Below are 20,835 nucleotides of genomic sequence, written 5' to 3'. Positions count from 1 at the left end.
TCAAAAAAAAAGTGTTTGTTTCTCTACAGCTTCTTAAAAAGTCAAGAAGCACAATAACTGCCATGTTGAATATATAAAATTTATTGCAATATTAATACGTATATTTCAGCAAACTCTTCGACAGCCCGATCTTTTTACAAAATTATTACGATTGGAGTATAAAGAATAAAATCAAAGTCCCCCGGCTTTTAAAACGGTATATAAACCGGGGGCTTTAATAATTATGTTTCTTCAATTGTAATTGCGCCTGGTTCACAAACTTCTACACAGCTTTCGCAACCGAGACATTCTTCCGCATTAACCGCTACGGATTTCTCATCTTGGATTTCAAAAACTTCAACCGGGCATACATCAACACATTCAGCACAACCCTGACATTTGTCTTCATCTACGATAGGATTAAAAGCCATTTTATTTTCTCCTTTCTATATTGAACAATAAATAGTTTGCTCAGCTATTTTTTATAGTATTGGGCAAAGTCCATATACCAATTGATAATATGAGTCAAGCCTTCTTCTTCTTTTTTTTGAATAAAAAAAAATAAACGGGGGATAGAATTTATTTGATGTTATATCATAAAGATAAACGGGATTATTCAACAATGCCAATTAATATGCATTTATTAATTTTATCGTCATTTTGTATAACATCAATATCTTTGGCAAGGATATTTTGGAAAAATTCGTACCGGGATTTATTGCTTATCCTGAAAATCTTCAAAGATACGTTTCTTTCGGTCTTATTAACAGCAGGGATATTATTAATATCTTTGCTCACTTTGAAGTTTTTATCCGATAACAAACCTTCTACCTGTTTGGCAAGCATAATTTGCCAGTTATCCATAATATCCGGGACAAAGCATACAGGAATTTTCTGCAAATCAATAACTTTTTCAAAATCAGGATTTGTTTCTATAATAAAATCAATTGTATCTTTGCTTTCTGTAATAAAAAAACACGGTTTTTCCTTATCATTTATTAAAAGATATATCCATGCCTCAAGTCTTTCTTTTATCTTGTATATTTGCGGTTCATGGCCTGTTTTAAAAAAAGCTCCGACACTATTACTGAATATATTTTCATCTTCATCGGTTAAATCTGCTAGAAGCTTTTTCTCCATTTCGCTTACAGAAGCCAGGTTGTTTATTATTGCCTCCTGCTGCTGGTCATATTCCTGAGCTATGCCAAGAAACAATCTTGAATTAAAGAGGAAATCGGTTTTTAATTTCTCTTGGTTCCCACCCATATTTTTTTTAATCTGCGAAGCAAGCTGTGATGGAAATGTTTCATCAAAAAAAGGATGTTTTTCTTCCGTTGCGTTTAAAAAAGCCATATCGCTTTTTTGATGAAGTTCTGCCCATGCTTTGTATTCATTTAAAAGAGCTTTAAGCTTTGCCTCATCCCCTTTGCCGGGAACCCGGATATCAAGAAGACCTTCATCGGAAAGTTTTTGCATGTTTTCAGAAAGGTTCAAAAAACCTGGTTGATAAACGGTTATCTGTTTAAAACAGGCGCGCATATTTGCTGCTTTAGCATCATTGATATATGTAAATGGAAAATAAAGAGGTTTCATTGTAGTCCTTGTTAAAAACTTTTATCTGGTTTTCCGGTCTCTTATTGCAACTCCCATTGATTCCAGTTTTTTGCGGATATCGTCTGCAACATCCCATTTTTTTTCTTTTCTTGCCTTATCACGATCCTCTATAAGACGTTTTACTTCCGGATCAAGAAAGCAGTATCCAAAATCAAAAATATTAAGCACAGAATCAATATCTTTAAATGTGTCCAGAATTTTTTTTGCGCCGGTTTCGTCTATGTTTTTATCTTTAGTAAGAACATTTATCTTTCTTATAACCTTGAATATGGAAGATAGCGCGGCAGATATATTAAGATCATCGTCCATTGCACCCGCAAACCCGCTTTTAATATCATAAAGAAGCTGATCAATTTCAGGATATAGCTCTCCTGTTTTGATATCAAGCAAAGCACGAACACATGTGTCCAGTCTTTTCAGTGATTTCCTTGCATCTTCAAGCCGTTCGCTTGAAAAAACAATGGGCTTTCTGTAGTGAGTTGAAATCAGCCAGAATCTTATTTCTCTGCCCGTATAGCCCATATCTGCAAGATCTGAAACACAAAGCCGCTCTTTTGATTCATCAACCTTTTTCCCGTCAACAAGCACCCTGTCGCAGTGCATCCAGAATTTCGCAAGAGGTTTTCCTGTCAAGGCCTTTGAAATGGCAATTTCATTCTCATGATGCGGAAATATGAGTTCCCTGCTGCTTGTATGAATATCAAAACTTTCGCCAAGGTATTTCATTGCAATTGCAGCGCACTGGATATGCCAGGATGGTCTGACATTCCCCCAGTCTGTTGCAGTATAAATGCCCCGTCTAAGCTCAGAAAGTTTTGCTCTTTTCATAAGGGTAAAATCTCTCGGATTATCCTTTTCATATTCATCAAGATCAACGGTTGCGCCTATTCTTATTTTATTTAAATCAATTCCCGATAATTTCCCATAATCCGAAAATCTGGAGATATCAAAATACAAAGAGCGCAGCTTTTCATATGCATAGCCTTTTTTAACAAGTTTTTCCGCAAGCATAACCATATCATTAATATGTTCACTAGCCCTTGGATAGTTTTCCGCAGGCTTGATTCCAAGAAGTTTGAGATCTTCCTGAAACAGATTAATATACTTTTCGGTGAATTCCGATAGTTCAAGACCCGCTTTTTCAGATCCGTTTATGGTTTTGTCGTCAAGATCCGTTATGTTCATTATATGTTTTACTAAATAGCCTCTGTATTCAAGATAACGGCACAACAGGTCCGAAAACACAAAACGGCGGCACTCTCCCGGATGCATCCTTGCATGTGCGGTCGGCCCGCAGGAATAAACGGATACTTTTCCAGGGTTAATAGGCTCAAAAGGTTCCTTGCTTCTTGTAATGGTATTAAAAAGCAAAAGGTTTATTTTTTCTTTTACTGTAAAAAGTGAAGTGCTTAAATATCTTTCTCCGCTGTCCGGGAATATTACAACTATTGTCCCCTCATCCATTTCAGATGCTTTGTTTTGTGCGATCACCATAGCAGCTCCGCTGCTCATTCCCACAAACAACCCTTCTTCTTTTGCAAGGCGTCTTGCCATTTCAAAAGCTTCTTCATCATCAATATTGACAATATTATCTATTCGCTTTTTGTCATAAATCTCAGGCCGGTATGCTTCCTTCATATTTTTAAGGCCCTGGATTTTATGGCCCAGATATGGTTCTACCGCAATTATTTGTATATCCGGATTATATTCCTTAAGCCTTTGCGAAATTCCCATTACAGTGCCGGTTGTGCCAAGAGTTGCAACAACTGCCGTAACTTTGCCTTCCGTCTGTTTCCAGATTTCTTCCGCTGTAGTGTGATAATGAGCTTTCCAGTTTGCCTCATTATTGAATTGATCGGTCATGAAATAAGCAGCCGGATTTTCCCTGCAAAGACGGTATACTTCTTCAATAGCTCCGTCAGTACCAAGATGTCCTGGAGTAAGAAGGATATCGGCTCCGCGGGCTTTTAATATCTTCTGGCGTTCAATGCTTGCCGATTCCGACATGGTAAGAAGAAGTTTGTAACCCCTAATTGAGCAGACCAACGCAAGGCCGATGCCTGTATTTCCGCTCGTTGCCTCTATTACGGTTTTATCAGGGGTAAGCTCTCCCGTCTTTTCTCCTTCTTCGATCATAAAAAGAGCTGCTCTGTCTTTTATTGAACCACCGGGATTAAAGTATTCAAGCTTGGCAAGAATTTTGACCTTGGGATTCGGGTTTAATTTTTTTATTTCAACAAGAGGGGTGTTGCCTATTGTATCTAAGATAGAATAGCTCATCAAGAAAGTGCCTTTATTATATCTTTTTTAACCTGGTTTTCATCTTTTGTGGCATCTACAATTATAAAACGTTTAGGCTCAATGCGCGCAAGCTCAAGATAGCCTTTTCTGACTTTATCATGAAAATCAAGAGTTTCTTTTTCAAATCTTGTTTCAAATTCAGTCCTTTCCCCTTCATTTATCTGCTTCCATGCCCGTGAAAGCCCGGTTTTGGGGTCAAGATCGAGCAGAATTGTTATATCCGGCTTTAAATCATGTATTATCAGTTTATGCAATTTATCCAGCAAATCCATATCCAATCCGCGTGCATAACCCTGATAGGCCTTAGTTGCATCATAATATCTGTCGCATAAAACTGTTTTACCTGCCGATAAAGCAGGATTTATAATTTTATTCGCGTGTTCAGCCCTATCAGCCAGATATAACAGGAGCTCAGTCGAATGATCCATCCCGTTATTTTCAGGGTCAAGCAAAATAGAACGGATTTTTTGCCCTGTAATTGTACCCCCCGGTTCGCGGGTCATTACGCAAGCCTTTCCTGATTTTTCTAAAAATTCCATGACATGCCGTATCTGAGTTGTTTTCCCTGAGCCTTCGATACCTTCAAACGTAATAAACATTATTTATACCTTGTTAAATTAAGCTGGTTCATTCGCTAATTTCATCTTCTTTGTTTTGCATGTTGTTATTTGCCGTATAAAAATGGCGCCCAAGCAGCCTGTGATAGGATGTCCAGTTTCCTCCGGCATCATCTGAAGAAATATAGTCACGTATACCGCTTATCTTTGAATCAATTTCATCGATATAATTAAGCAAAACCGCATCAATTGTTTTTGGCGGTTCAGGAGAACCGAATTCTCTTGTGCCATGATGACTTACTATCATGTGTCTTAACAGTACTGCAAGAGTCTCAGGAAACTCTTTAATGGTTTTGATTTTCTCATCAAGCATACCAATTCCTATTACTATATGGCTTAAAAGCCTGCCTTCATCCGAATAATCAATACTGTATTTATAAACAAATTCCCTGATTTTTCCGATATCATGAAGAATTGTGCCCACAATAAGAAGATCTCTGTCTATTCCAATATAATGACCTGCGATTTTGTCTGCTAAAAGAGCCATTGAAAGCGTATGTTCTAACAGGCCGCCTGAATATGCATGATGCATTTTTTTTGCAGCAGGAGCTATTTTAAAGTTTTCGACAAACTTGTTGTCAGCCCAGAATGCGTCCAAAAGCGCTTTTAAGTTTTTCTCTTCTATTGAGCCGGAAAGCTTTAGCAAACGTTCAAACATTAAATCGATATTTTGCTTTGTTGAAGGAAGAAAATCGGAGGGCTCAATTGAATCCGAAGATATATTTTCCATATCTTTTATTACAATCTGCAAAGCCCCTTTGTATTCCGATATGCTTCCCTTAACATGAACAAAATCACCCGGATTTTTGTCTGCTGATATTTTATCCACATTATCCCATGCAACGCCCTTAAGCTTTCCTGTTTTGTCTGAAAGAAGCACATTAATATAATCGCTCCCATCTTTTTTTTGTGAAATATTTTTTTCAGACAAAACAAAAATATCATTTACTAATTCTCCTGCCCTTACAGATCCGGCATATTGTTTTTTCATATTTTCCACCATTTATAAGATAGTATTTCGAACAGCAAAATTTGCAATTTACTTATTAATCCATGTCCCATTTCTTGATATCTTCTATCATATTATAATCCGTCATATCACATTTTATCGGAGTTATTGATATATAATTACCGGAAAGTGCCTCTCCATCACTATCGGGGTTATATCCCGAATGATTTGAGCTGACTCCCTGCCAAAAATATGTGCGGTTTCTGGGATCAATTCTTTTTTCGAAAAACTCTGAAAAAACCGATAGGTCCTGCGTGCTGATTTTTATTCCGGCTGTTTTTGCAAAAGGCATATCCGGCAAATTAACATTGAGAAAGGTTCCTTGAGGCAGTTGTTTTTCGACAACTTTTCTTGCAAGTTTTTCAGCAAAAATGGCGGCATTATCCAGATGCGTTGAAGAATATCCCTGTATAGATACTGCAATAGCGCTAATACCACATAAAGCAGCCTCTTTAGCCGCCGAAACAGTTCCCGAATAATTCAGGTTAATGCCTATATTTGCACCCGGATTTATACCGGATATAACTATATCCGGTTTAGAGCCAAGTATTTCAAGAATTCCCAGCTTGACGCAATCTGCCGGCGTACCGTTTACGGCATAACCGGAGAGCCCGCCTTCCAGACTGAATCTGCTTGCGCGAAGAGGTTTATGAAGAGTAATGCTGTGACTTACTGCGCTTCTCTCACGTTCAGGAGCAACCACTGTTACAGAGTGAGACTTTATAAATGTTTTATATAATGCCGCAAGACCTTCGGCATAAATGCCATCATCATTGGTTATAAGCACGTTCATATGTATTTAAACCTGAATTTATTATTTTGTTTTATATCATTGCCCGGTTGGCAAAAAAGATTTGAAGATCAAAAAACCAAAAATCCACTTTCAGTAAATCCAGCTTTTTATATTAGACCAATTTTAATCTTTTTGAAAGAAACTATTTTTTATAAACTGTCTCTTGCTTTTTATAAACCCCTCTTATATTCTATCGGCCATTATTTGTCTCAAACTGGCTGAACTTTCACGCAGATACTGGTTAATTAAAATTAATGATTCGCATTTAAGTATTATTACATGTAATAAAGGAAAGATTTCTTATATACACAATAAACGGATCGGAAATTGTGCTGAAAAAATATAATATTCGCTATTCATATATTCTGTTATTTGTAGTTGCTTTCCTTTTAATAATATCTACAAGAGTTTTTGCATTGGATTCATTTAGCGATCCTTTTAAAAATGATAATCCTAATGAGCCATGGAATATCACTGCCGATGAAATTTATTATGACCGTAATGCTGAAGTATATACCGCCTCCGGAAATGTAATTGTTTTCAAAACAGGCAAAAAGATTTCCGCTGATTTTATTCGTTTTAATCGTACAACATCAACGGCATATGCAAAGAGAAATGTAGTTATGAATCTGGGTCAGGACGTTATCAGGGGTTCCGCCATTGATGTGGATTTAAAGTCTGAAACCGGAGTAATTTATGATGGAAACGTATTTTTGAAAGAAAATAACTATCATATAAGTGGAGATAATATTAAGAAAACAGGTGAAAATACCTATACAGCCGAAAAAGCAACAGTTTCAACCTGTGATGGTGATGTTCCTGCATGGAAAATAACAGGTAAAAAACTTAAAATTACTGTGGAAGGATATGGTTATATAAATCACGCGACATTCTGGACAAAAAAAATGCCGGTTGTTTATGTGCCTTTTGCTGTCTTTCCTGCAAAAAATAAGCGGCAGTCAGGCCTTCTTGCTCCTGAGGCAGCTCAGTCCGAACGCAAAGGTATAGAATATAATCAACCTTATTTTTGGGCCATAAATGAAAATACTGATGCAACTTTTTATTTGCACCATATGAGCCAGCGGGGTGAACAACTAGGGGCTGAATACCGTTATGTTTTAAGCCCTGAATCAAAGGGAACCATAATGTATGATTTCCTTGATGACAAAAAGGTGGATGACGGTACTAAAGCAAGTGAGCAATGGGGATATACCGGTGATACATATTCGCGACCCAATTCCGACAGGTACTGGTTCAGAATGAAAACTGACCAGGCGATGCCTTACGGTTTTAATGCAAAACTGGATTTAGATATTGTAAGCGATCAGGATTATCTTAATGAATTTAAAGATGGCCCCAATGGTTTCAGCTCGACGGAAAGATATTTTAATAGAGATTTTGGAAGAGAGATAGATAATTACGATGATCCTATTAGAGTAAACAGTCTGAATTTTTCTAAAAACTGGTCTTCCTTTTCGCTAAATGCAGAAGCCCGCTGGTATGATAATGTTGTTAACCGCAGAGGGGATGATCCTGACGATACTTTGCAAAAGCTGCCTTTTATAGAGTTTAACGGATCAAAACAGCAATTTATGGAAACACCTTTGTATGCCGATCTTGATTCCGAATATACCAATTTTTACAGACTAGACGGCGTAACGGGCCAACGCATAGATTTATACCCGAGATTCTATCTGCCATATAGATATAACAACTATTTTTCATTTGAGCCGTCAATAGGGTTAAGGCAGACAACGTGGTATATAGATCAGGGTGATAACACAATAAATAAAGATACATATGACAGAGAAATTTATGATGTCAAACTTGATCTTTCCACAGAGGTATTCAGAGTTCTTAAAATTGACACAGAATTTGTGGACAGCATTAAGCATTCCATTAGGCCCCAGATTATTTATGAGTATATTCCGGATAAAGAACAGGTCGGATATCCAAATTTTGACAGCATAGACCGAATTGTGAAAAAGAATCTTATAACCTATTCTTTATTAAACGCATTTACCTCAAAAACTCAAATAAATAAATTCGGAAAATCAGGCGAAAAAAAAGCTGAAAATCCTTCTTATGGGTATAATGAATTTTTGAGGATAAAATTTGAGCAAAGCTATAATATTAATGAAGAAAAAGAAGATGATCCGGTTAATTGGGCAAACCCAAAAAACAAAAGGCCTTTTTCTCCCATATATGGAGAAGTAAAATATACTCCGGTAAAATATTTATCGTTATCGGCAGATGCCAAATGGTCTCCTTATGACAGTAATTTTGTTGACCGGAACATTTCCGGATCATTATCAGATTATCGCGGAGATTCGATTGGCTGGGAATACAGATTTCAGAGGGATTTTGTGGAATCAATATTTTCAACTTTTAATATAAAAATCTTTGAAGGTCTTTTGTTTAAAGCCGAAGATGAGAGGGATATACGCGAAAGCAACAGGATAAGAACCTCTCTGGGATTTCTTTATACTGCCCAATGCTGGTCGCTTGATTTTCTTTATACTGATGAGGAAGATGACCAGAGATTTTCTTTTTTGATCAATTTTACTGGTCTGGGTGGTATGGGCGGATAAATGACAATAATATTAAAACCATCATGGTATGTTATTCATACCAAAAGCAGGTTCGAAAACGTAGTCCTTGAAGGGCTAACAAAAAAATCTGTGGATTCTTTTTTGCCCAAAATTCTGGTGAGGAGCCGCAGGGTTGACAGAAAAGCTATGATAAAAATACCGCTTTTCCCCGGGTATCTTTTTGTAAAATCCAACCTTAGTCCGGAAAGTCAAATTGAAATCGTCAAAACTGTTGGGGTAGTACGGATGATCGGAAGCCGCAGTGGTCCGGTTTCGGTTCCTGATGCAACAATTGAATCGTTAAAAATAATGACAGCCGAAGATGGAAAAATACTTACAGGAACAAAACTTCAAAAAGGAGATAAAGTATTTGTAATAAGAGGTCCTTTTGAAGGTGTTACCGGAACCTTTGACAGGCATGGGAAAATAGGGCGTGTGGTGGTCAATATTGAAGCACTTGGGCAGTTTGCTTCTGTGGAGGTAGATGAAGAGGATGTTGAGATTTTGACATAAAATTATCATAAGTGCTTGACTTATTATAAACATATAATTAAAGTATAAAACATTGGTATATGCTTTAAGATATTTTTCAAGGAGGGAATATGAATAAACTGGAGTTAATTTCGGCCATCAAGGATAAAGCAAACATTTCAAAAGCAGAAGCAGCAAGGGTTGTTCAAATATTTTTTGATTCGATGGCAGATGCCATGGCCAAGGGAGACCGTATTGAAATCAGGGGTTTATGCAGTTTTTATGTAAAAAATTACAAAAGCTATGCAGGCAGAAACCCCAAGACCGGCGAAAAGGTTGTTATAAAGCCTAAAAAGCTTCCATTTTTTAAATCAGGGAAAGAGTTGAAGGAACGGGTAGATGTTAAATAGTGCCTGATCTTGAATTTATTGCTGATCAAAAAGCACCTTCTGTCATTTTAAATACTTTGCTCAGAAAAGGCGCCATCCCGCATGCGCTCCTTTTTCTGGGTATGGAAGGTGTAGGGAAACAGGCAGCTGCAATAAGATTTGCGATGGCATGCAATTGCATTGCAAACAGTGTCGACACACCAGATTTATGTTTAGATGAAGACGGCGTTTTAAAAAATCTTATAAACAAAATTCCGTGTGGTGTTTGCGTATCTTGCAGGAAAATTCTGTCAAAAAGTCACCCTGATATTATCGAGATAAAACCTTCCGGTTCTTTGATCAAGATAGCCCAGGTTCGTGATCTGTGTCATATTCTTGCTCTGAAGCCTTATGAAGCAAAGATCCGTGTAGCTATAATATCGGATGTTCAGGCAATGAATGCGGCAGCGGGAAATGCTATTTTAAAAGTGCTGGAAGAACCGCCCGAAAGTACTGTTCTGATACTGACTGCAACCGAACAATCGGATGTTATTCCTACTATTGCTTCAAGATGCCAGTTTATAAGATTTAATCCTGTTTCTGAAAAGAGGATTGCACAAATGCTGGTTGAAGCAAATGGTATAACCCCCGATAGTGCGGCCATATTCGCAGCTATGGCTAATGGAAGTTTCAAGAGAGCGCTTGATATTGGAAGTGTTGTCGAACTGAAGAAAAGAGATTGGATAATAAATGAAATTGAATCCTTATCTTTAGAAGAAATCGGCAAAGCTATGTTTTTTGCTGAAAAACTGGCCAAAGATAAAGAAGAGTTTTTAAAATATCTTGATATTTTAAAAATATGGTACAGAGATATTATTGTTTTTAAATATCATCCTGAAAAAATAATTTTTTTTGATCTTTTGGATAAAATACAAAATGCATCAGGCCGGCATACAAACGCTGATATTTTTTCAAAGCTTGATGCAATTGAATTGTCACGTAAAAATATTAGGGCAAATGCAAATTTAAGACTCACAGCAGAAACTCTTTTATTACAGGTTGCACAAACTTTATAATAGTGTTTTTGCTTTTTTTATATGGGGGAAATAGTCCTGTTGTTTGGACTTTATATATATGAAAGTTGTAGGCATCAGATTCAAGCCTGCCGGAAAAGTATACGACTTTGAATGCGGCGGTTTTGTACTTAATATTGGAAACCATGTGATTGTTGAAACTGAACAAGGTTTGAGTTTTGGAACCGTGGCGATTACTCCTGCTACTCTGGATAAGCCTCCGGAAAGGCAGCTTAGTAAGGTGATTCGCCTTACAAATGAAAAGGATTACCAGCAAAAAGACAAAAATCAGGAAATTGAACAAAAAGCTCATGCTTTCTGTTTGAAATGCATCAAAGAACTTGATCTTAAAATGAACCTTTTTTCGGTTGAAAGTTCATTTGATACAAGCAAGCTTACTTTTTACTTTACCGCTGAAGGCCGGGTTGATTTCAGGCAGCTTGTAAAAATGCTTGTCAAGAATCTTGAAGTAAGAATTGAAATGCGACAGGTCGGAATCCGGAACCAGGCCAAGATGAGCGGTGGATTAGGAAGGTGCGGCCGTGAAATCTGCTGCTCTCTTTTCATGGATAAATTCGGACCTGTCTCAATAAAAATGGCAAAAGATCAAAGCCTTTCCTTAAATCCAACCAAAATATCCGGCCAGTGCGGCAGGCTTATGTGTTGTCTGACGTTTGAACACGGAATGCCTGCTGATTGTTCCAGTACAGATAAGAATTGCGAGAATGAGAAAAGCAAAGACATTAAAGCGATTCCGGAAGAAGTTTTTGAAAAAGATGAGGAAACCAGATGAATAATACATTTTATATTACAACACCGATTTATTACGTTAATGCAAAACCTCATCTTGGGCATGCTTATACTTCAATTATTGCAGATGTTGTGTGCAGATACAATTCAATGCTGGGCAAGGATACTTTCTTTCTCACAGGAACAGACGAACATGGCGATAAAGTTGTTCGTGCAGCAGAGAAGGAAGATTTAAAACCTAAAGAATATGCAGATAAAATAAGCGGGCTTTTTAAAAATCTGCTGCCTGAACTGAATGTAAATAATAACTATTTTATTCGTACAACCGACCCTTCACATATTAAAACCGTTAAGCAGGTGCTTCAGAAAATCAATGATTCGGGAGATATTTATTATTCCGAATATGAAGGTTTGTATTGTTTCGGGTGCGAACGGTTTTATACGGAAAGAGAACTTGTTAACGGGAAATGTCCTGATCATGAAACTGAACCGGAATCGATTAAGGAATCAAATTATTTTTTTAAAATGAGCCGATATCAGGACTGGCTTATAGACCATATCAAACAAAACCCGGATTTTATACGACCTGAAAGATATAAAAATGAGGTTTTGTCTTTTTTAAAAGAGCCCCTTGAAGATCTTTGTATTTCCCGTCCTAAAACACGTCTTGAATGGGGAATTTCTCTTCCATTTGATGATAATTATGTAACTTATGTTTGGTTTGACGCCCTTCTTAACTATATTACTGCACTGGGTTACCCAGATGGCGATCAATTTAATAAGTACTGGCCCAATGCCCAGCATATTATTGCAAAAGATATTTTAAAACCTCACGGAATATACTGGCCAATAATGCTTAAAGCTGCAGGAATTCCATTATATAAGCATCTTAATGTCCACGGTTACTGGAATGTTGATCAGAGCAAGATGTCAAAAAGCATAGGAAATGTTATTGAACCACTTTCGCTTAAAAACACATATGGTCTGGATGCTTTCAGATATTTTCTTATAAGAGAAATGGTTTTCGGCCTTGATTCAAGTTTCAATGAGGAAGCCCTGGTTTCGCGTATAAACTCTGATCTTGCAAATGATATTGGAAATCTGTTTTCAAGAGTAATCACAATGGTTCACAAATATTTGGGGGGGGTTATACCCGAAATTAGTTCCGAAACCGAAGAGGAAATGCAAGGCGGGCTTAAATTTGATGCGACTTGTGCTTTAAAAGAATATGAAAAAGATATGGAAAGTTTTTCATTCCATAAGGCTTTAATGTCGGTTTGGGAATTTATAAATCAGATGAACAAATATGTTGATACTACTGCGCCATGGGAGCTTGCAAAAAAGCAATCCGAAAAGAAACAGCTTGCATTTGTCATGTATAATCTTCTTGAAGGATTAAGAATTGTATCAGGGCTTATTTATCCAATAATGCCTGATACGGCAAAAACCATGCAGCACCATCTGGGGCAAAATCCGGAAAGTAAATTTTATGACTTAAACCATCTTAAATCATGGAAAGTACTATCACCCGGAACAAGTATACCAAAAGCAATTACCCTTTTCCCAAGAATCGATAAGAAAAAAGAGGACACGGCTGTAAACGAAGCAAAGGCAGAACTTGCTGTTTTGGAAATAAAACCTGAAATAACCATTGATCTGCTTTCTAAAATTGATTTAAGGGTCGCAACCATAATTAAAGCAGAAAAAATTAAAGGCGCAAAAAAAGTACTTAAACTCGAAATAGATCTTGGCAATACCCGAACCATTATATCCGGCATTGCCTTAAGCTACAGCCCGGAAGAATTGGTCGGAAAGCAGGTCATAGTGGTTGCAAATTTAAAACCCGCAAAGATAATGGGGATAGTTTCAAACGGTATGTTGCTTGCAGCAGTAGATGAAAATGGCTGTACAGTTGCAACTCTCGATAAAAATGTAAAACCCGGAACACCTCTCACCTGATTTTTTAAACCCCGCCATCTGATACAGTACTGTATATTAATGTACTATCATCAGCCAGACCTAAAGCCCAAGATTTACTAAGATAGACAATTGCAAAGGGTTACATTATTAGTATGTATACATCTATCAAAAAATCATATAAAGGGAAAAGAGGTAAAATGCAAAATCATTTGAAAATTCGGATAGAATAATATACAAAAGATTTTATTGCCATTTCCCGCATTTTTTTATTTTAAAAGGCATTAATATTTGAGATAAAAACAGTTGCATTGAATTTTTGTTGTTGAAAAAACCAGGAGCAAACAACTTTTAAAACAGGATATGACGAAAAAGGAGGGTAACCATGGGAAAAGGAATGGATAAAAAAAAAGAAGAAAAAAAGAAACCGGCTAAAAGCTCAAAGGAAAAAAAGCAGGAGAAAAAAGAAAAGAAAAAAGATAAATAAAAAAAATGTTGTTTCAGGAGAAAGTTAATTGAGTGATTACAGTGTTAGACCCAAACATATCATAGATGCTCATACCCACATCTTTGAAGAGGAATACCGTGAGAAATATATTGAAGACACCTTTTCCATAGATTTTGCAACCGAGTTGAATTTCAGACGAGGTGCTGACGGCACTTTAGACGACCTTTCAAAATCTGCTGATGAAAATGGCATAGCAAAATATTTTATTCTGCCTGTAGTAAAAGATCCAAGAAAAATTGAACGTATCAATGATTTTTACTACAATGAAAGCAAAAGAGACGAACGGGCCGTATTTTGTGGAAATTTGCACCCGAACCATCCGCGCCTTGATGAAATACTGGCTGATCTTAAATCAAAAAATGCCAGGATGATAAAGCTTCATAGTGTCTTTCAGCGCTTTAATATTACTTCACGCCAGTCTTTAAAGTTTTTCGAAAAAATTTCTGATATGGGTTTTCCCGTAATATTTGACACTTCCAGAGTACCTCCAAAACATCTTACTAATGATGATTTGCCGGAATATTATGCCAATCCCAGCAAATTGCTCAAACTGCATGATATTTTGCCGAATTTAGAGATTATTGCCGCTCACGGCGGGGGCCTTTTTATTTATGATTTTGAGCGCAGGAATTTAATCGACAGCGGTATATATATAGAACTGTCCAGCAGTTACTATAATTGTGACTGGCCGCGAAATGATCATGATGTAAGCCTTGATAATTTTCTATATATGTTAAATAATCATAATCAGGAAAAATTACTTTTTGGTACCGATACCCCCTGGCAGTTTCAGAAATATGAAATTGAAAAATTTGTAAAATTGCATGAAACAGGCAAAATTACAAAAGAGCAGCTTGAAAACATTTTCTGGAAAAACGCCAACAGTCTTTTTGATCTTGGTTTGGAATAAACAAAAAAAGGGGTCAAGGATTCGAGGATTCGAGGATTCCAGGGTTCAAGTGATGGCTTTATAATGCTTTAAGCATTTCACTTGACCCCTTGACTCCTTGGCCCCTCGAACCCTTCTTTCCTAGTATTCCTGCATGGAACCATAGCCATGTTCTCCGTGGATGGACTGGTCAAGCCCTATAGCCTCTAAATCAGCAGCAATCCTGAAGCCAACAGTTTTTTCAACAAGAAAACAAATCACCAGGGTGCCGACTACCGCAAACAATATTGTAGCGCCGATGCCTATCAACTGAATTGAAAGCTGATCCCAGATAGTCCAGACTTTATGGGCGGCAGCAGAAGCGCTTTGCATCCAGCTGTCACGGATAAAAAAGGAAAGCATAATCACTCCCAGACCGCTTCCCACACCGTGTATTCCAAAACAATCCAGACTGTCGTCATATCCTAACTTCACTTTAACGGTAAGAGCATAAAAACATATAACTGATGACAGGGCTCCCAATATAATTGCGCCATATGGCAATACCACGCCTGCAGCAGGAGTTATTGCAACAAGCCCGGCAAGTATGCCTGAAGCAAATCCAAGTGCTGTAGCCTTGCGAAACTTAAAGTATTCTATAATTAGCCAGGTCAGGGCACCGCTTGCGGCCGAAACCTGTGTCATGGTCAGCGCCCTGGCAGTATCCAGACCGCTGTGTACTGTTGAACCGGCATTGAAGCCAAACCAGCCTACCCATAAAAGACCGGCTCCTGTCAAAGTCATTACCAGATTATTAGGGGCCATCGGAGTTTTGGGATAACCAATCCTGGGGCCCAGAAATATCGCTACAACAAGTGCGCTGAATCCTGCGGATACATGAATTACAAGTCCTCCCGCAAGGTCAATAACACCGCTTGCGCCTGCATTATAAAGCCAGCCGTCTGTAGCCCATACCCAGTGGCACAACGGGCAGTAAATAAAAAGCATCCAAAGTATTATAAAGGTGATATAGCCGCGAAAGTAAACGCGTTCAACCAGCGCACCGCTGATTAAAGCTGGTGCAATGATCGCAAACTTACCCTGAAACATAGCAAGTACATATTCCGGGACTCCATTTACAATTACATCATCAATGCCTTTCAGAAAGAAATAATCATTGCTCCATCCGGCAAAACCGCCAAGGATATTAGGGCCGAATGCAATGCTGTAGCCGCATGCTACCCAGAGAACGCCGATAACAGCCATTGATACGAAACTGAGCATCATGGTGCTAAGCACGTTTTTTGTTCTAACCAGACCTCCGTAAAACATGGCAAGGCCGGGAACCATCAAAAGCACAAATGCGGTTGAAGTCAGCATCCATGAGGTAGTGCCTGTATCCACAGGCGTATTTTCAGCTGCAAGAATAATTTGTGGAGTTAATGTAAAAAGGACGGAAACTAAAGCGGTAAGTAAAGATTTATTCTTCATAAGTATTCTTCCTATCGTTAGATTTTGTTTTATAAATGATGCAAAAAAATTGTAAATCAAAATTAAGAGCAAGGAATATACCATGTTATGCTTTATAAATAGTATGATATTGTGATAATAAACAGTTATGCGATTATTAGCAGAAGATACGAGTTGGGAATTGTATGAAATAAATTACAGTTTTGTGTATTATTCTGGTAGTGTAATTTCAAATTTGTAATAATATTAGCTCCATATATTTGCAAACAGCATCATCAAATCAATAACCGCAACGATAATAGACATTCCGTTCGCTCTGTGGCGGTGAGCTTCATTACAATTCCATAAGAGTTGAAGTCTTACTCGGCAGGAAACGGGGAATGTGCTTGCTGTGGCGTTTGGGAGCAATCATTTAGGGGGAAAGAATAAATTGTGTCCGGAAAGGCACTCGAAATAGACCATTGTTCGGTGCATTTGAAAAAGAGGCTTACACAATCCGGGCAAAGTTGTGTATTTCCGACATCTCTTATAATCTGAAAAGCTTTTTCAACAGGCATTCCTTTCCGGTAAGGGCGATCGCTGGTCAGTGCATTATAGGTATCTGCAACTGCAATCATACGCGCCCAAAAAGGGATTGCTTCACCTTTAAGGCCGTAAGGATATCCTTTTCCGTCAAAACGTTCATGGTGATGCTGGACAACATCGATAATATCGGCAAAACTTTCAATCGGCCTTAAAATGTTCGCTCCGGTTACAGGATGTTGCTTTATAGATTCAAACTCTTCATCGGTCAGCCGGCCCGGTTTCAGCAGCACGGCATCCTTAACGCCTATTTTGCCGATATCGTGCAATTCTCCGCTGATTTTCAAACGGTTAACCTTTTCCGGCTCCAGCCCCGCCAGAGCTCCCATTTGCGAGACTATTCGGGCAACATCTGCTGAATGTCCGCTGGTATAGGCATCTCTTGCTTCCAGGGCAGTAACCAGACTGGCAATACTAGACACCGTCAGTTTTTGCTCTGTGTTTAACCGTTCTTTTTCCATTAACAAAAAGCGATACTGATCAGACAGCAGTTTTTCAATCAGCATCACCAGTTCATCAATATTAAACGGTTTAAATAAATAGGTATCTGCGCCTATACTAAGCATTCTTCTCACCTGGCTCATTTCCTGTCTGGCGCTCATTACCACAAAAGGAATAGTGGCAAGGTCAGGGTTTTCTTTGAGAATTCTGCAAAACGCATAACCATCCATTTCCGGCATATCAATGTCGCTTAAGATTAAATGCGGCAGTTGATCGCCAATACGTGACAAAGCCACTTTTCCGTTTTCTGCCGTCATGATTTGAAAGCCCTTTTTCCCCAGTCCCTTTTCAACTATTTTTCTGATGGTTGCAGAATCATCGACTATCATCACGCGCCTACTTCGATTTATCGATGATTTTTGAAGAAGTGATCTGACTGTTTGCAACAGAGATGCCGATAGTTCCTTTTTGGGAATATACGCTGAGGCACCGGCTATAAATCCTTTTTCAATATCAGATTCGGTGTCAAATGAACTTTGAATAATGATAGGGATTGCATTGGTTTTGTGATCGGCTTGAAGTTTCTTGCAAAGGGTAATACCGTCCATTTGGGGCATATCAACATCGGTAACAACCAGATCGACCTGATGGCTATGAACCATATCAAAGCCCTGCCGGCCATTGGTTGCTATCAGAAGTTCGACGTCCAGTGATGACAGTTGACGGATTATAGCTTTTCGTATTGTCGGGCTGTCATCGACAATCAGAATGCGATGTTTGTTCATTTATACCTCATATTTATATCAGCAATCCGGTGTTTGGAGAACATATTTTAAGCAATTAATATGATATATCGGTTGCTGAGATGATTTTATTAAGATGGAAAATACAAAATAAACGACTTTGGAGTGTATTTGTGCGGGGAAATAGAGGAGGCCAAAATATATTATTGCAAAAAACCCATCAAAAGATTATATAATCTCAAATAAATTTAATTGATTGCTGATTGTTTATAAGAGTAAGAATAAGAAACTTAGAAAGGAGAAGAAATGAATAAGAAACTTTTAGCAGGATTGGCAGTAGGGGTGATGATGCTTGTTATGGCTGGGATAGCGAAAGCCGATGTGATTCTCTCATCAGATTTTGAGGATGGAACTCTTCAAGGATGGGCACCATTGGCACCATTTGGCGGCGCCCTGACACTATATAATAACGGAGTAGATAATGCATTTATGTACGCAACAGATACGGCAGCTGGCGGAGGCTTATTGGCACAAGCACCAGGCCTCTCGGGAGACCTCAGGTATCTGGATAGCATGACTTGGGACGAGTTCGTCTACGATCACAGTTACCACACAGTGATCTCAACATACATCATGATAAAAAGCTTAGATACATGGTATCAGAGTTCAAATGTTTTGGGAGCGGTTGGCGGATGGAATTCAAAAGCAGTAGACTTTAACAACGCTAACGAGTGGGCCATTTCCGGAGGAGGAGGGTCAGCAAGTTTTATAGATGTTATTTCAAACGCTGATGGGGTGTTCATCTCGATGGATACATCAAATTGGTCTGGCGATAATTGGTATGAGTCTCGCATAGATAACGTTGTTATCAATGGAACTAGTGCTCCTGTTCCAGTACCAGCCACCATGCTCCTCTTCGGCACAGGTATAGCTGGACTTGCTGGAATCAGAATCAGACGTAAAAAGAAGGCATAGCAGTCAACATTCCGGCGAAAGCCGGAAACCAGTAATTTTAATGGGTTCTGGATACCGGATCAAGTCCGGCATGACGGCTTTGGGGTTTTCACAAAAACATTAAAGAACATATTTAATCCAAATGCGGTTACCCTGTACTATTCCCCCAACCCCCTTGCGCCAGCGGATAAAGAGTGCTAAAAGTATCTTGCTATATTGGACAACCTTGGGCTATTGCCCTTAACTTATTTTATAATTGAGTTGATATGATCACACTTGATTCCGTTACAAAACAATTTGGCTCTTTTACCGCGGTCGATAATGTTTCATATTCGATTAAAAAGGGAGAGTCTTTTGCTTTGCTTGGGCCAAATGGCGCCGGGAAGACAAGTATCGTTCGTATGCTTCTTGATTTTATCAAACCATCTTCCGGAAGCATTACTATAAATGGACTGTCTGCCTCCGACCCGGAATCCCGCAAGCATATCGGATATGTTGCCGAACAGCACATGATTCCTCCGTATCTTTCAGGGCTTGAATATCTGTTGCGTAATGCTGCTTTAATAGGACTTGCCGGGCAAGATGCAAAAAACGAAGCTAACAGGGTTCTTGAAATGGTTTCCATGAAAGGACAGGAAAGGAAAAAAACCGCAGCATATTCAAGAGGCATGAAACAGCGCATCGGCCTGGGGGCTGCCATGCTGGGAGAGCCAAAACTGCTGATTTTGGATGAACCCATCACCGGGCTTGATCCTATCGGCATCCGCGATGTAAGAAAAATTATTGAAAATCTTCTCGGCAAAGGGGTGACCGTGGTCTTAAACTCCCATCTGCTTTCAGAAGTGGAAAAAACATGTGATTCTGCGGCTATAATGTATAAGGGGAAAATACTTGTCAAGGATAACATCAATGCAATCGTGAAAGATCACGAAACACTTGAAGATGTTTTTATTCGATATATAGAGCATGAAAATGAATAATGTAATAAAAATTATAGGCTATACCATGCTGGACCAGCTGAGGAATAAAAGCTTTTATATACTGCTGGCCTTATCTGTTCTGTTTATACTGATGATCCGCGGATGTTATGACGGCGGATATACGATTAATGGAGAACAGGTAGATAATGCTTCGGTTGCCTGGCATGTTTCAAAAATTGTTTTTCATCTGGTTACTGCCGGAATGTTTCTGATGGCTTCCATGCTTTCAATGAAGATATTCAGCCGGGATCATGAAGATGGAAGTGTTGTTTTGTTTCTTTCAAGATCAGTTTGCAGATGGCAATATGTTCTTGGCAGGGTAACAGGCACATGGGTACTTTGTCTTATTTTCATGTTTATACTTCACTCAACGATCTTTTTGACTGTATGGATAAAAACAGGAACCTTCATTACGGGATACCTGGGTGCATCTTTGATATGTTCGATTAATCTTCTTTTTGTGATTGTATGCGTCTGCTTATTATCTCTTTTTATGCCTGATTTTATAAGTGCGCTTTTTGCTATGGGCATTTTGTTCGTCGGCTTTATATCCGATGGCGGGTATCAGATGCTAAATAGTGATATTGTAAGATATGCTACCAATTCTTCAGCAAGTCCTGAACCTGCTTTATGGCGGGTTTTATATCCAAAAGTTTTCATGGTGCAGTCTTATGCAGATTCAATACTTGGCAAAAGTGCATTTCATAATATGGGGCCTTTGCACCCGCTTTTCAATATTTCCTTTTTTATTCTTTTAATAATGGCGCTAACGCTGGTTTTTTTTAATCGAAAAGAAATTTGAAAGT

18 protein-coding genes are annotated in these 20,835 nt (G+C 38.4%); 10 read left to right on the top strand and 8 right to left on the bottom strand.

From position 1 onward, the window contains the following. Positions 1-221: 221 nt before the first annotated feature. From KKC46_05675 to surE, 6 genes are all read right to left on the bottom strand, one after another. Complete coding sequence (locus KKC46_05675; protein ID MBU1053304.1) at positions 222-410, bottom strand: 4Fe-4S binding protein; 189 nt, start codon at positions 408-410, stop codon at positions 222-224. A gap of 181 nt (positions 411-591) precedes the next feature. Continuing rightward, entirely contained in the window at positions 592-1,572 is a 981-nt protein-coding gene (locus tag KKC46_05670) for a hypothetical protein (GenBank protein ID MBU1053303.1), read from the bottom strand. A gap of 21 nt (positions 1,573-1,593) precedes the next feature. After that, a complete protein-coding gene (gene cysS / locus KKC46_05665; protein MBU1053302.1) occupies positions 1,594-3,873 on the bottom strand; it encodes a cysteine--tRNA ligase in 2,280 nt (759 codons plus the stop codon). Next, complete coding sequence (gene tmk, locus KKC46_05660) at positions 3,873-4,493, bottom strand: dTMP kinase (protein MBU1053301.1); 621 nt, start codon at positions 4,491-4,493, stop codon at positions 3,873-3,875. The genes cysS and tmk overlap by 1 nt, the downstream gene beginning before the upstream one ends. A 28-nt stretch (positions 4,494-4,521) precedes the next feature. Then, positions 4,522-5,502, bottom strand: coding sequence for an HD domain-containing protein (locus KKC46_05655; protein MBU1053300.1), 981 nt, complete (start codon positions 5,500-5,502; stop codon positions 4,522-4,524). Between the two features lie 55 nt (positions 5,503-5,557). After that, positions 5,558-6,313 (bottom strand): 5'/3'-nucleotidase SurE, encoded by a 756-nt coding sequence (surE, locus tag KKC46_05650; protein ID MBU1053299.1) that lies wholly within the window; start codon positions 6,311-6,313, stop codon positions 5,558-5,560. A 329-nt stretch (positions 6,314-6,642) separates the two neighbouring features. On the opposite strand from surE, the gene lptD reads away from it, so the two are divergent. The 7 genes from lptD to KKC46_05615 all read left to right on the top strand — a co-directional run bounded on the left by lptD (position 6,643) and on the right by KKC46_05615 (position 14,901). Further along, positions 6,643-8,904, top strand: coding sequence for an LPS assembly protein LptD (lptD, locus tag KKC46_05645; GenBank protein ID MBU1053298.1), 2,262 nt, complete (start codon positions 6,643-6,645; stop codon positions 8,902-8,904). After that, a complete protein-coding gene (locus KKC46_05640) occupies positions 8,905-9,417 on the top strand; it encodes a UpxY family transcription antiterminator (protein ID MBU1053297.1) in 513 nt (170 codons plus the stop codon). An 89-nt stretch (positions 9,418-9,506) separates the two neighbouring features. Next, a complete protein-coding gene (locus KKC46_05635; protein MBU1053296.1) occupies positions 9,507-9,785 on the top strand; it encodes an integration host factor subunit beta in 279 nt (92 codons plus the stop codon). Then, positions 9,785-10,819: a DNA polymerase III subunit delta' gene (holB, locus tag KKC46_05630; GenBank protein MBU1053295.1), complete on the top strand. Its 1,035-nt coding sequence runs from the start codon at positions 9,785-9,787 to the stop codon at positions 10,817-10,819. Before KKC46_05635 ends, holB begins: the two co-directional genes overlap by 1 nt. A gap of 58 nt (positions 10,820-10,877) precedes the next feature. Beyond that, positions 10,878-11,609, top strand: coding sequence for a stage 0 sporulation protein (locus tag KKC46_05625; GenBank protein ID MBU1053294.1), 732 nt, complete (start codon positions 10,878-10,880; stop codon positions 11,607-11,609). Continuing rightward, entirely contained in the window at positions 11,606-13,525 is a 1,920-nt protein-coding gene (gene metG / locus KKC46_05620; protein ID MBU1053293.1) for a methionine--tRNA ligase, read from the top strand. The genes KKC46_05625 and metG overlap by 4 nt, the downstream gene beginning before the upstream one ends. 473 nt (positions 13,526-13,998) lie before the next feature. Next, positions 13,999-14,901 (top strand): amidohydrolase, encoded by a 903-nt coding sequence (locus KKC46_05615; protein ID MBU1053292.1) that lies wholly within the window; start codon positions 13,999-14,001, stop codon positions 14,899-14,901. 120 nt (positions 14,902-15,021) lie between these two features. Here KKC46_05615 and KKC46_05610 read toward each other — a convergent pair whose 3' ends face one another. Further along, the gene (locus KKC46_05610; protein MBU1053291.1) at positions 15,022-16,350 is read right to left on the bottom strand and encodes an ammonium transporter; all 1,329 of its coding nucleotides are present in this window, start codon (positions 16,348-16,350) and stop codon (positions 15,022-15,024) included. A gap of 338 nt (positions 16,351-16,688) precedes the next feature. Beyond that, a complete protein-coding gene (locus KKC46_05605; GenBank protein MBU1053290.1) occupies positions 16,689-18,137 on the bottom strand; it encodes a response regulator in 1,449 nt (482 codons plus the stop codon). Between the two features lie 264 nt (positions 18,138-18,401). On the opposite strand from KKC46_05605, the gene KKC46_05600 reads away from it, so the two are divergent. The 3 genes from KKC46_05600 to KKC46_05590 all read left to right on the top strand — a co-directional run bounded on the left by KKC46_05600 (position 18,402) and on the right by KKC46_05590 (position 20,831). Continuing rightward, positions 18,402-19,070, top strand: coding sequence for a PEP-CTERM sorting domain-containing protein (locus KKC46_05600; GenBank protein ID MBU1053289.1), 669 nt, complete (start codon positions 18,402-18,404; stop codon positions 19,068-19,070). A 245-nt stretch (positions 19,071-19,315) separates the two neighbouring features. Beyond that, a complete protein-coding gene (locus tag KKC46_05595) occupies positions 19,316-20,029 on the top strand; it encodes an ABC transporter ATP-binding protein (protein ID MBU1053288.1) in 714 nt (237 codons plus the stop codon). Then, positions 20,022-20,831 (top strand): ABC transporter permease subunit, encoded by an 810-nt coding sequence (locus KKC46_05590; GenBank protein MBU1053287.1) that lies wholly within the window; start codon positions 20,022-20,024, stop codon positions 20,829-20,831. The genes KKC46_05595 and KKC46_05590 overlap by 8 nt, the downstream gene beginning before the upstream one ends. Positions 20,832-20,835: the final 4 nt, after the last annotated feature.

The sequence above is a fragment of the Pseudomonadota bacterium genome, from assembly GCA_018817425.1.
Taxonomy (GTDB): domain Bacteria; phylum Desulfobacterota; class Desulfobacteria; order Desulfobacterales; family RPRI01; genus RPRI01.
This window is presented reverse-complemented; position numbering and strand designations above follow the sequence as displayed.

Coding starts and splice junctions, on each gene's coding strand:
- KKC46_05675 (MBU1053304.1), bottom strand. CDS start 410: ATGGCTTTTAATCCTATCGTAGATGAAGACAAATGTCAGGGTTGTGCT.
- KKC46_05670 (MBU1053303.1), bottom strand. CDS start 1,572: ATGAAACCTCTTTATTTTCCATTTACATATATCAATGATGCTAAAGCA.
- cysS (MBU1053302.1), bottom strand. CDS start 3,873: ATGAGCTATTCTATCTTAGATACAATAGGCAACACCCCTCTTGTTGAA.
- tmk (MBU1053301.1), bottom strand. CDS start 4,493: ATGTTTATTACGTTTGAAGGTATCGAAGGCTCAGGGAAAACAACTCAG.
- KKC46_05655 (MBU1053300.1), bottom strand. CDS start 5,502: ATGAAAAAACAATATGCCGGATCTGTAAGGGCAGGAGAATTAGTAAAT.
- surE (MBU1053299.1), bottom strand. CDS start 6,313: ATGAACGTGCTTATAACCAATGATGATGGCATTTATGCCGAAGGTCTT.
- KKC46_05640 (MBU1053297.1), top strand. CDS start 8,905: ATGACAATAATATTAAAACCATCATGGTATGTTATTCATACCAAAAGC.
- KKC46_05635 (MBU1053296.1), top strand. CDS start 9,507: ATGAATAAACTGGAGTTAATTTCGGCCATCAAGGATAAAGCAAACATT.
- KKC46_05625 (MBU1053294.1), top strand. CDS start 10,878: ATGAAAGTTGTAGGCATCAGATTCAAGCCTGCCGGAAAAGTATACGAC.
- metG (MBU1053293.1), top strand. CDS start 11,606: ATGAATAATACATTTTATATTACAACACCGATTTATTACGTTAATGCA.
- KKC46_05610 (MBU1053291.1), bottom strand. CDS start 16,350: ATGAAGAATAAATCTTTACTTACCGCTTTAGTTTCCGTCCTTTTTACA.
- KKC46_05605 (MBU1053290.1), bottom strand. CDS start 18,137: ATGAACAAACATCGCATTCTGATTGTCGATGACAGCCCGACAATACGA.
- KKC46_05600 (MBU1053289.1), top strand. CDS start 18,402: ATGAATAAGAAACTTTTAGCAGGATTGGCAGTAGGGGTGATGATGCTT.
- KKC46_05595 (MBU1053288.1), top strand. CDS start 19,316: ATGATCACACTTGATTCCGTTACAAAACAATTTGGCTCTTTTACCGCG.
- KKC46_05590 (MBU1053287.1), top strand. CDS start 20,022: ATGAATAATGTAATAAAAATTATAGGCTATACCATGCTGGACCAGCTG.